This is a genomic window from Ewingella americana ATCC 33852 (assembly GCF_000735345.1).
GTDB lineage: Bacteria > Pseudomonadota > Gammaproteobacteria > Enterobacterales > Enterobacteriaceae > Ewingella > Ewingella americana.
Window position 1 is genome coordinate 237,836 of record NZ_JMPJ01000066.1, and the last position, 11,812, is coordinate 249,647.

The following is an 11,812-nucleotide window of genomic DNA, read 5'->3' on the forward strand; positions in this document are numbered from 1 at the left end:
TATAAATAGTTAATATCAATGCTCTTAGCCACGCGGCAGCCAATAAAGCGACTAAAATCGGCTATTAGTCTAACGCTGAGCATGCCAGAGGGGTTAATGTGCTGTATAAGCAGCGAAAACCGAGATCAATGAGTCAGCTCGCCAGCTAACAAAAGCAGATCACATCTAACCCTCTGTTTATCATGAAATTACATCAAAATAGGTCTGAGAGAGCCACCAGCTTATTTTTCGTAAATACTGGTTATAAACGGACAATAACTGATACATTAAGATTATTCCTACGTCATAAATAATCTAGATTTTAACTAAGACATTCTGAAAAATAGCGGCACTGAGCAGGGAAGTTTTACGCCTAATACCTCTGATAACAAAAATCCTATCGGGCATAAAATATGAATAATTATGACGACATTAAGCGTTTCATTGATAAATCAAAAACTGAAGGTCTTGATTATAAAGAAATAAATGAAAAGTCGATGGGGAATGGCATCACCAGCTCGATGAATAAATGGACGCTGATTAAGCAAATTTCCTCTGGCGATGAGCCACAGGGGGCGCTAGACAATGGCCGCACGACCCAGCCAACGCCACAGCCAGTGAGCCAGGAAGAGTTCAAAAACGTGGCTCCCGCCGCGCATAAAACAGAGATCTCCTCTCCGACTCCCGCACGTGCCGCCGAAGCTAAAAATGTCTCAAATGACATCGTCAGTTCCTCGATCACGCCAGTCGACATGAATATTCTCGACACTCTGCGCGCCGCCCTGCCGGACGCCGAAGTCGCGCCGCAGCCAGCTCCTGCGCCTCAGGCTGTCTCTCCTTTTGCCACCAGACAGCCTGCCCCGGCAGCCGTTCAGCCAAAAGAGACCAGCAACCCATTTCGCCAAATGTTTAAACAAAAAGCGCCACAGCCCGAGGGGAATACCCTGCCTCGCGACACGCCGCTTCAACCCCTGTTAGAGATGATTGCCTCATGCCGTTAGTTTGTGTGTGTTCCCCAAAAGGCGGGGTCGGTAAAACCACGGTCGCGTCGAATCTGGCGTATTCACTTGCCCGCAGCGGCAGCAAAGTGCTGGTTATCGATTTCGACGTACAAAATGCCCTGCGCCTGCACTTTGGCGTGCCTATCTCTGACACGCGCGGCTTCGTGGCGGGCTCAGGGAATGAATCCGACTGGAGCCAGTTCATCCTCAAGGCCGGTTCAAACACCTTCGTGCTGCCTTATGGCGAAGTCACCGAAGAGCAGCGGATGGAGTTCGAACATCAGTTAACCCTCGATCCCCACTTCTTGCAGCGCGGCCTAAATACCGTGCTCAACTATCCGGGGTTGGTGATCATTGCCGATTTCCCTCCCGGCCCAAGCCCGGCATTGAAAGCAGTGCAGGCGCTGGCGGATCTCCACGTGGTGGTGATGCTGGCGGACACCGCGTCGCTGTCGTTATTACCCTTGATGGAAAAAAACCGGCTGATTGGCACGCCTTTGAATAATAAAAAAGGTGAGTATTACGTGGTCAACCAAAGTGACACCCGCCGGACATTAAGCCGCGACGTCACCCAGTTCTTCGAACAGCGTTTGAATGAACGCTTGTTAGGCACCATCCACAGGGATGAATGTGTGCCAGAGGCCAACGCCTCGCAGCGATCGATTATTGATTTCAGCCCGGTATCGGCCTCGGCCTTTGATATTGAGCTGATCAGCAAAAAAGTCGCCGCTATTTTAGGGATCAAAGTCGGCGATGGGGAATTGCATGCCTCTCCAAAGCCAGACAATTATTAATAGCTCCAGCAGAAAGCGACCCTATAAGCGATGAATAAATTCCTATTCTCCCTGCTCGTACTTCTTTTACTGCCCGTTGCGGCAGTTATTATCATTACCCCTATGGATAGCCAGAAACAGTATATTTTTGGCTTAATCAGTATCGGCCTGTTATTTATTCTGGGTCGCATCAAGCACCGCCGAATTTCTATTGTATTGGTTATTCTGTCGTTGCTGATGTCCACCCGATATATCTACTATCGGGCCACTGAAACCCTGCATTTCAATTCCACTATTGAAACCATTTTGGGCTTGGGCTTATTTTTGGCGGATATTTATGTCTGGGTGGTGTTAATTCTGGCCTATTTGCAGACCATGTGGCCATTGAATCGCACCATCGAACCATTGCCTGCCGACATGTCATTGTGGCCGACGGTGGATATTTATATCCCCAGTTATAACGAAAGTCTGGACGTGGTTCGTGACACAGTACTTGCGGCACAATGCATTGATTACCCTAAAGATAAGCTCAAAATCTATCTATTGGATGACGGCAAGCGCGACGAGTTTGCGGTGTTCGCCGCCGACGTCGGCGTGGGGTATATCACCCGCAATAATAACGCTCACGCCAAAGCCGGTAATTTAAATAACGCGATGAAATTAACCCGTGGCGAGTTGATTTGTATTTTCGACTGCGACCACGTGGCGACCCGAGTCTTTTTACAGGCCACCGTCGGTGGTTTCCTGAAAGACGAAAAATTGGCGCTGGTGCAGACGCCGCACTATTTCTATTCCCCCGATCCTTTCGAGCGCAACCTGTCGATTGGTCGCAATATTCCCAAAGAAGGCTCGCTGTTTTATGGCCCCATTCAGAAAGGGAATGATAATTGGAACGCCACCTTCTTCTGCGGCTCCTGCGCCGTTATTCGCCGCAGCGCGCTGGATGAAATTGGCGGCTTTGCGGTAGAAACCGTGACTGAAGATGCCCACACCGCGCTGAAAATGCAGCGTCTGGGCTGGAAATCGGCTTTCTTGGCTATTCCGCTGGCGGCGGGTTTAGCTACCGAGCGACTGGGGCTGCACGTCATTCAGCGTACTCGCTGGGCGCGCGGCATGACGCAAATCCTGCGCATGGATAACCCACTGTTTGGTCGCGGCCTGACCTTCCCGCAGCGTCTTTGCTACCTGAACGCGATGATAAGCTTCCAGTCCGGCTTGCCGCGCGTGGTGTTCCTGACCGCGCCAATCGCCTTCCTGCTGTTCAACCTGAATATCATCGCCTCCTCTTCAAGCCTGATTTTTGCCTACGCCCTGCCGCATCTGGTGATGTCGATTTACATGAACTCGCGGCTGAACGGTAAATTCCGCTACTCCTTCTGGGGCGAAGTGTATGACACGGTCATGGCCTTCCATCTGATTATCCCGACCCTGCTGACGCTGGTTTCGCCGAAAAGAGGCAAATTCAACGTGACGGACAAAGGCGGGCTGCTCGACAACGGCTTCTTTGACTTCCACATCGTTAAGCCACACATGATCGCGCTGGCACTGATGCTGATGGGCATCGGCTGGGGGCTGATCCGCGTGGTGTTCCACAACTATTTCGACGTCGATCCGAGCGTTATCGCGCTCAACGTGGCGTGGGGCAGCTTCAGCGTGCTTATCCTGCTGGCGGCCATCGCCGTGGCGAAAGAGACCCGTCAGGTGCGCAAAACCATTCGGGTGGAAGCCGCCATTCCGGCCATCATTCACTACGCCAACGGCATCTCCCTGCGCACCCAAACCATTGATATGTCGATGGGCGGCGTGCAGTTGGTGACGCCGGACGAGCGTTATATCAATGAAGAGATTGAAGAGGTAGAAATCCAGCTGGCCTCGGGCGCGGAGAGCTTCCCGGTCAGCCAGATCAGCGCCAATAAAGACCGTATCCGCCTGCAATTCGAAAATCTGCCGTTGGATAAACGCCGCGAGCTGGTGCGCGTGGTGCTGTCGCGCGCCGATGCGTGGATTGGTGATGAATACCCGCAAGACCGCCCGCTTCATTCGCTGTTCGGCATTGCGCGTTGCGTCTTTGACCTGTTCTTCGGCACTTGGCGCGAGCGTCGGGTCAAAAATAAGCTGCAAAAATCAGCCAGCAAGAGTGAGGCAGCATGAAGTCATTACCCCATAAATCAATAGCTTCTGGGCTATATCGCCGTTTGTCCCAAGGCGCGCTGCTGGCGTTAGGCATGCTGCCTCTGGCGCAAACCAGCGCGGAAGATGCGCCCGTGGCGGCTAATACCGACGCCAGCGCCCTGCCCGCTTCACCTTCGTGGATGCCACCCGCGCCTGCGGCTTCCGCCGTGGAAACCGCGACGCCGCAGCCGGAAACCGCCACACCAGCAGAAACAGCGCCCGCGCCGGTGGTACAAGCCACGCCTGCACCGGTAGAAACCGCCCCGGCCCCGGCTGCCGTTGAAGCCGCGCCAGCGCCGGTCGCCATGGTTCAGCCTTTCGCCAACAGCATTAGCGTGGCCGATATGGGCCAGAAGCACGGCTTAACCCTGAGTGGCGGTCAGCTTCAGTCCGGGATTATCTTCACCCTGCCAACCGATCAGGTGATCACCAACGCCAAGCTATCACTGGCTTTGAAAATCTCCCCGGCGCTGATTGCCCGCAACACCACGCTGGAGCTGATGCTCAACGGCCAGCCGCTGGGCAGCCTGCCGCTGAGCGAAGAGAGCAGCGCCGGTGACCTGTTCGAGCTGGATATCCCGTCAGCCATGGTGGTGTCGCGCAACAACCTCAGTTTCCGCGTGCATGACAACAACACCATGGCCTGCGAGAAAGACCAGTCCGACAAGTATTGGGTGACGGTGCGGCCCACCTCGCACATCAATTTGGAAGGCCAGCAGCTGAATACCGGCCGCGACCTCGGCAAGTTCCCGCGCCCGTTCTTCGACGCGCTGGAGATGCAGGAATCCACCGTGCCGATGGCCTTCACCTCGTCGCTACAGCCGCAGGATGTCAGCGCGGCGGCGATGGTCGCCTCCTATTTGGGCGTGCTGTCTGACTATCGCGGCGTAGACTTCCCGGTGGTGCTGAATGACTTACCTCAGCAGAGCGGGATTGTTTTTGGCAAACCGGGGGACAAAATTGGCTCACTGACGCTACCTGTCAGTCAGGGTCCGCGCATCCAACTGATTGATAACCCGAATAATCCGGTCTACAAGCTGCTGCTGATCACCGGCAATGACGAAAATCAGCTGCGTCAGGCGGCCTATCGTCTGGTCAGCGCCCCGCTTCCGGCCAACACCGAGTCTCTGGACGTCACCCAGCAGACCATTCCGGCGCGCCAGCCTTACGACGCGCCGCACTGGATTGACACTTCGCGCCCGGTGACGCTGGGTGAACTGGTCGCGCGCGACCAGAGTCCGCTGACCGCCACCGGCATTTACCATAACGAAATCCACGTGCCGTTCCGCGCCGCGCCGGACCTGTTTATGTGGGATGGTCACACCATTCCGGTGAAAATCGATTACCGTTTCCCGACAGAAAACTGGATTGATGAAGAGAACTCGCAGCTCAATGTGTCGATTAACGGCACCTTCCTGCGCAACCTGACGGTGAATAAAGTTGGCCTGCTGGAGAGCGTCTGGCGGCGCATCGGCTTCGACAGCCGTCAGGAGAGCTACAACCTTCAGCTCCAGCCATACCTGATTTATGGTGATAACCAGCTGGCGTTCTACTTCGATATTCAGCCGAAGAAAGACGCGCCGTGCAGCATCATGAGCAGCGACAACATTAAGAGCCGCATCGACCCGAACTCTTACATCGACCTGAGCAACAGCTACCACTTTGCCCAGCTGCCGAACCTCTCTTACTTCGTCGGCGCGTCCTTCCCGTTCTCCAAACAGGCGGACTTCGCCGACACGCTGATGCTGTTGCCAGAAGCGCCGTCGGCCGGGGAGATCCATACCCTGCTAAACATGGCGGCGCGCGCGGGCAATGCCACCGGCGTGCCGGTAAATCATGTGGAAGTAGCGTTTGGGCTGAAAGGCAACGAGCAGGATAACCCGCTGTTTGATCGCGATATTTTGGCTATCAGCACGCTGGGAGATTCGCCGTTTAACCAGCAACTGCTGCACGACTCGCCGTTTGCCATCAACAACAGTTCGCTGAGTGTGAAAACGCCGGACCAGTGGCAAAGCGTGCTGGACGCACTGACTGGCGACTGGTATCGCCAGCCGCTGGACGCCGACCGTTACCTCTCTTCCACCGGCGCGTGGCGCGGCTTTGTGAGCTATCGCTCGCCGTGGTCGCCGTCCCACGTGGTGGTGGTCGCCACCGGCACCGACGACCAGCAGCTGCTGAAAATCCACAGCGACCTAAAGTCGTCGAAGATTAACGCCGGGGTGCGTGGCGACTTAGCCATTGTCACCGATGAAAACGGCATTCGCAGCTTCACCGTCGGCAAGCAGTTCCCGACTGGCCAGATGCCGTGGTACATGATGGTCATCTGGTACGCCAGCTCGCACATCGTGATTTTGTCGCTGATAACCGTGGGCATTTCCCTGCTGCTTGGCCTCAGCCTGTATGTCCTGCTGGCAAGGCACGCGGCGAAGCGCCTGGGTAAGAAGCCGACGCAATGAACATAACAATAACGATGATATCTGACTCGGCGATCACCGGAGTTAACCATGAAAAACAATAAGCTATCTCTGGCGGTGTTCAGGGCTATTTATCTGGTAGGGATCGCCGGGTTGGGAAGTGCTGCGTGGGCGGCTCAGGCGGCGGATACCTCCAATCCGGCGTTGAAAGCCTTGTTCGATCAGGCGGCCTACTGGCATGACCGCGCCCACGACGATTTAGCCAAAGACGCGCTGAACAAAGTGCTGCTGGTTGACCCGAATAACGCGCAGGCGCTCTATTTGATGTCGCTCTATTCGATGCAAAGCGGCGACAAGGCGGCAGCCAACCAGTGGCGGGACAAACTGAGCGCGGTTTCGCCGCAGGACCCGCGCCTCGACTCGCTGAACAACGCCAAGGCAGTGCAATCTATTCCTCCGGCCCAGCTAGCCGCCGCGCGACAGATGGCGACTCAGGGCAATATCAGCGGCGCGCTGACCGCCTACCGTTCGCTGTTCAATGGCGACCAGCCGCTGGACAGTCTGGCCAACGAATATTACCTGACCATGGCGGGCGACAAGTCCCTGCAACCGCAGGCGATTCAAGGCTTACAACAGCGCGTGGCCCAGCATCCGGAAGACGCCACGGCGCGGCTGGCTTTGGGAAAAGTACTGACTTATCAGGAATCTACTCGCCGTGACGGCATTAATCTGCTCGGCAGCATGGCGGCCAACAGCCCGGAGGCCGATCGCTCACTGCGTCAGGCTTTATTGTGGATGGTGCCGCGCGAAAGCGATCGCGAGTTGTATCAGGGTTATCAGGCACGTCATCCCAATGACACCAGCGTGATGGCCTATTTCCAGAAAAACATTGGCGGCGCGGCGAAAAGTCAGGGGTTCGACGAGCTGAATAGCGGCAACGTCAACGATGCCAAATCGCAATTCGAAACCGTGTTAAACGGCAATCCAAACGACGCCGACGCGCTCGCCGGGCTGGGTTATATCGCCCAGCGCAACGGCGATTTCGCTGCGGCGGCGGATTACCTCTCGCGCGCGGCGCAACAGGGCGGCAGCAACAGCGCCCTGTTGGCGGCACAGGCGCAGGACTCGCAGTTTTATGCGCAACTGAGCAAAGCCAAAAATGACGCCGGAGCGGGCAACTTCGACGCCGCGCTTGCCAGCGTCACGCCGCTGACTCAGGCCAGTGGCGACAAAGGGCTGTCCGCCAGCCTGCTGCGCGCCGATATTTTGCGCCGTAAAGGCGACCTGCCCTCCGCCGAGCAGCAGTACAGCCAGCTCGGTGACAATCAGGATGCCCGCGCGGGGCTGTACTACGTTTTACGCCAGCAAAATAAAACCGCCGAGGCCAATCAGGTGCTGCAAACCCTGCCGACCGCGCTGCGCAATAAGCTGCAACCCCCGGCGGTGGCTGACGTCATCGAGCCGATGCGCCGCCAAGCCGCGCAGGCCGTGGCTAATAATGACCCGCAGCGCGCCTTGATGATTCTGCAACAGGCGCGCGAGCGTCAGCCGAACAATGTCTGGGTGAAGCTGGACATCGCACGCATCCTGCAAAGACAAGGGCAAACCGGACAGGCGCAGTCTCTGATGGCGAGCGCGAATCAGCCGGGCGCAGGAGCAACCGAACTCTACGCCGCCGCACTGTTCGCTTCAGAAACGCAGAACTGGTCCACCGCCAGCGCCCTGCTGGCGCGCATTCCACGTGCCAGCCAGACTCCCGCCATGCGTGAACTTGGCCAGCGGGCGAACTTCAATCAGCAGATGGCTTCGGCTGAAACCTATTTACGCCAAGGGGACAGCGCCGCGGCCGCCAACACCCTGCGTGCCTTAGCGCAGAACCCGCCCTCGGCCCCCGCCGATGCGGGCGCGCTGGCGAAAAACTTAGCCGCCACCGGGCAAATTCCGCTGGCGGTGCAGATTGTCCGCCAGAATATGCGCCAAGGGGTGCATGGCAATGCCGGAGACTATGCCGACCAGATAACCGTGCTGAATCAGGCCGGGCTGAGCGGCGAGGCGCAGGCGTTCTTGCAAAATCCGCAGATTCAGGCCAGCTCGACGCCGACCGAAATGGCCGGAATGCGCAACGGCTTTGTGATTAATCAGGCCGACGAACTGCGCGAGCAGGGCCAATACGCGGCGGCTTATGACAAGCTGGTTGTCGCCCTGCAGGCCGATCCGCAAAACCGCGACCTGATGCTGGCGATGGCTCGTCTGTACCAGTCCGGCAAAATGAATAAGCAGGCGGGTCAGGTTTATAACTACCTGATGAGCAACGATACTCCGACACAGGACGCGCGCGTCGGCGCGATCAACGTCGCGCTGGCCGATGGCGATACCTCGCGGGCGCACCAATTGATGAATGGCTTAACCGGGCCACGCACGCCAGACCGCCTGCTGCTGGCCGCAAGAGTTGCCGAAGCCGAAGGCGACCACCAGCAGGCGCTGGCGCTGCTGCGCTCGGCCAAAGGCAAGATGATCGGGCTGGAAGGCGCGGACGGCGGCTCGTCGCAGATTGCCGGATTGCAACTGAGCGACAATCCGTTCATCAACCGTTCTACCCGCACCTCGCGCACCACCACGCAGTCGGTGTATGGCACAGTGATGCCGTGGCAGCAGCCGGACCAAGTATCCTCCACCAGTACCGTGCCTCTGCCGGGCGCAGCGCCAACCGCCGTGGTTCAGCGCAATGCCACTGAAAAGCAGATTGACGACATGCTCGACCAGCTGCAAGACAGAACCGCCAACTGGGTGCAGGGCGAACTGTCGGTGCGCGGGCGCGATGGGGAAAGTGGTCTGAGCCAGCTGACCGAAGCCAAAGCGCCGATGAGCTTCTCCTTCGTACCGTTCGACACGTCGCGCGTCACGCTGGGGGTCACGCCGGTCACGCTGGACGCGGGTTCAAGCAGCGGCAGCGCCAACAACCGCTTTGGTACTGGCGCGCTGCACGGCGAACTCAGCCCGCTGGCTCAGGCGCAGCAAAACGCCTCCAACACCCCGGCCTCGCCGTCGCAGTACATCGCCAAAGAGTCTTCGGGTTCGCAGAGCGAGTCCGGCGTCGAGCTGAACGCCGCGCTGAGTGGCGACAACTACAAGGTGGACGTCGGCTCCACGCCGCTGGGTCAGGATTTAACTTCACTGGTCGGCGGCGCGCAGTGGGCGCCTAAGCTGGGCGACTTCACCACCCTGACCGTGACCGCCGAACGCCGCGCGGTCAACGACAGCCTGCTTTCCTATGTCGGGGCCAGAGACGCCTATACGGGCAGCAAGTGGGGGCAAGTCACCAAAAACGGCGGCAGCGTCAATTTATCCTATGACGACGGCGACGCCGGTTTCTACGCCGGTGGCGGCTACTACAGCTATCTAGGCGACCACGTCACCTCGAACAAGGCGGTGAACGCCAATGTCGGCCTGTACATTCGCCCGTACCGCTATGACGACCGCGAGTTGAAAACCGGGGTCAACGTCGGCTATATGAACTTCGACAAAAACCTTAGTTACTTCAGCTATGGTCAGGGTGGCTATTTCAGCCCGCAGAACTACGTCAGCGTCTCCTTCCCGGTGGAGTACACCCAGAAGTATGATGATTGGGATCTGAAACTCAGCGGCTCGGTCGGCTACCAGTCTTACACGCAGGACGAAAGCCCTTACTTCCCTGAAGACTCAAACCTGCAAAACCAGTTAGAACAGCTGGTCGCCGACGGCAAAGCGCAGGAAGCCTTCTACTCCGGCGGCTCGAAGAACGGCATCGGCTGGAACGCGGGGATCGGCGGCAACTACCACCTGAACAAAAATATGCAGATTGGCGGGCAAGTGGGCTATGACACTTTCGGCGACTACAATGAAAGCAAAGCTCAACTCTACTTCCGCTATCTTATGGGCCAGAATTGATCTTAGTGACGGAAAAAACCATGCAACAACAAGACTATACACAGGTAGAGCAGCAGTATTATCGCCAGCGTAAACAGACTTCAGGCTGGCAAAATCTGGTGCAGGTGCTGTTCTCAGGGATCCTTTCCTCAGCGGATGATGAAGACGGGCGACGCTTTCTGGCACTGATGGGCAGCAATCTAGCCAAGCAGTACCCGCTGGCGGCGGCAGCCACCTTGGGCGAGTTGGAAGACCAGCTCAATCAACTGCTCGGCCAGTTCGACTGGGGTGTAGTGAAGATTGAAGCCACCAACCAACAGCTGACGCTGGCGCACATCGCTTGGCCTGCGGCCCCGCAGGGCAGCGATGAATCCCTGTGGCAAATGGCGCTGGTTGCGGTACTGGAAGGGGCTTACGGCGAATGGTTACTGGCACAGGGCGGGCAGCCTTCGGTGTCACTCCGCTGGCAGGAAAGCGGCCGCGAAGGCGCGCTGCTTTTCCGTTATCAAAATGGATTGTAAGGAATTTTTATGTTGTCAGTTCGGGCACGTCGCCTGCTGTTGTGGCTTGGCGTTTTCTGTTCACTGGTTTCAGCAACACTGTTCTCAGCGGCAGTAATGGCGCAGAACAGTGGCTGGTCAGAGTATAAAAGTCGATTTCTGCTGGCCGACGGGCGCATCGCCGATACCGCCAACAAAGGCGTGAGTCACACCGAGGGGCAGGGTTTCAGCATGCTGCTGGCGGTGTACAACAATGACCAGAAGAGTTTCGACCAGCTGTGGCAGTGGGCCAATAAGAATCTTTATCGCAAGGATATTGGCCTCTATTCTTGGCGCTATGACCCGAACGCCACCCCCAAAGTGGCGGATAAAAACAACGCGTCTGATGGCGATACCTTGATGGCTTGGGCGCTGCTGCTGGCGGGCGATCAGTGGCATGACCCGCGCTACACGCAGGCTTCGAACAAACTCCAGTCCGCGCTCATCAAGAATACGGTGATCGACTACGCCGGATATAAAGTGATGCTGCCGGGTGTTTCGGGCTTTAACCAGACCAGCTCGATAACCCTCAATCCGTCCTATTTTCTGTTCCCCGCGTGGCAGGCTTTCTACCAGCATAGCCATTTGAAAGTATGGAAAGATCTCGACGAAAGCGGCGTCGCGCTGCTCGGCAAGATGACCTTTGGCGAACTGCGTTTGCCGACCGACTGGGTGACGCTGCAAGCCGACGGCACCCTGCTGCCTTCCAGCAAATGGCCGCCGCGCTTTAGCTACGACGCAGTGCGCATCCCGCTGTACCTCGGCTGGGCGCACGCTGGCAGCCCAAATCTCGCGCCCTATATCCAGTGGTGGCAGAAGTCCCCGCGCGACACCACGCCTGCTTGGGTTGACGTCATGACCGGCACCAAAGCCGACTACAACATGTCCCCCGGCCTGCTGGCCATCCGCGACTTCACCATGGCCAACCGCAGCGCCATCAGCCCCGACCTCGCCCCCAAAGATGACTACTACTCCTCGTCCCTGCAACTGCTGGCGTGGTGGGCGAGTCAGGGGAAATAATTGTATAT

The 11,812-nt window shown here is 57.4% G+C and carries 7 protein-coding genes; all 7 read left to right on the top strand.

Features of this window, described 5'->3' with window-relative positions:
• The first annotated feature begins 392 nt into the window (after positions 1 to 392).
• Genes bcsO through GEAM_RS17710 form a run of 7 tightly spaced genes read left to right on the top strand, consistent with a single transcriptional unit; the run spans position 393 to position 11,804 of the window.
• Complete coding sequence (gene bcsO / locus GEAM_RS17680; RefSeq protein ID WP_034794061.1) at positions 393 to 980, top strand: cellulose biosynthesis protein BcsO; 588 nt, start codon at positions 393 to 395, stop codon at positions 978 to 980.
• Complete coding sequence (gene bcsQ / locus GEAM_RS17685; RefSeq protein WP_034794064.1) at positions 971 to 1,774, top strand: cellulose biosynthesis protein BcsQ; 804 nt, start codon at positions 971 to 973, stop codon at positions 1,772 to 1,774. The genes bcsO and bcsQ overlap by 10 nt, the downstream gene beginning before the upstream one ends.
• A gap of 30 nt (positions 1,775 to 1,804) precedes the next feature.
• Positions 1,805 to 3,904 (top strand): UDP-forming cellulose synthase catalytic subunit, encoded by a 2,100-nt coding sequence (gene bcsA / locus GEAM_RS17690; protein ID WP_034794142.1) that lies wholly within the window; start codon positions 1,805 to 1,807, stop codon positions 3,902 to 3,904.
• On the top strand, positions 3,901 to 6,381 hold the full coding sequence (bcsB, locus tag GEAM_RS17695) for a cellulose biosynthesis cyclic di-GMP-binding regulatory protein BcsB (protein ID WP_034794065.1): 2,481 nt from the start codon (positions 3,901 to 3,903) through the stop codon (positions 6,379 to 6,381). The genes bcsA and bcsB overlap by 4 nt, the downstream gene beginning before the upstream one ends.
• A 48-nt stretch (positions 6,382 to 6,429) precedes the next feature.
• Positions 6,430 to 10,266 (top strand): cellulose biosynthesis protein BcsC, encoded by a 3,837-nt coding sequence (locus tag GEAM_RS17700; protein WP_034794066.1) that lies wholly within the window; start codon positions 6,430 to 6,432, stop codon positions 10,264 to 10,266.
• A gap of 20 nt (positions 10,267 to 10,286) precedes the next feature.
• Positions 10,287 to 10,766: a cellulose biosynthesis protein BcsD gene (gene bcsD / locus GEAM_RS17705; protein WP_034794067.1), complete on the top strand. Its 480-nt coding sequence runs from the start codon at positions 10,287 to 10,289 to the stop codon at positions 10,764 to 10,766.
• Between the two features lie 9 nt (positions 10,767 to 10,775).
• Positions 10,776 to 11,804: a family 8 glycosyl hydrolase gene (locus GEAM_RS17710; protein WP_034794068.1), complete on the top strand. Its 1,029-nt coding sequence runs from the start codon at positions 10,776 to 10,778 to the stop codon at positions 11,802 to 11,804.
• The last annotated feature ends 8 nt before the right edge of the window (positions 11,805 to 11,812 follow it).

What these genes read in the sequence shown, in the direction of transcription:
- GEAM_RS17700 (WP_034794066.1), top strand. Translation starts at nt 6,430, where the DNA reads ATGAAAAACAATAAGCTATCTCTGGCGGTGTTCAGGGCTATTTATCTG.
- bcsO (WP_034794061.1), top strand. Translation starts at nt 393, where the DNA reads ATGAATAATTATGACGACATTAAGCGTTTCATTGATAAATCAAAAACT.
- bcsA (WP_034794142.1), top strand. Translation starts at nt 1,805, where the DNA reads ATGAATAAATTCCTATTCTCCCTGCTCGTACTTCTTTTACTGCCCGTT.
- GEAM_RS17710 (WP_034794068.1), top strand. Translation starts at nt 10,776, where the DNA reads ATGTTGTCAGTTCGGGCACGTCGCCTGCTGTTGTGGCTTGGCGTTTTC.
- bcsQ (WP_034794064.1), top strand. Translation starts at nt 971, where the DNA reads ATGCCGTTAGTTTGTGTGTGTTCCCCAAAAGGCGGGGTCGGTAAAACC.
- bcsD (WP_034794067.1), top strand. Translation starts at nt 10,287, where the DNA reads ATGCAACAACAAGACTATACACAGGTAGAGCAGCAGTATTATCGCCAG.
- bcsB (WP_034794065.1), top strand. Translation starts at nt 3,901, where the DNA reads ATGAAGTCATTACCCCATAAATCAATAGCTTCTGGGCTATATCGCCGT.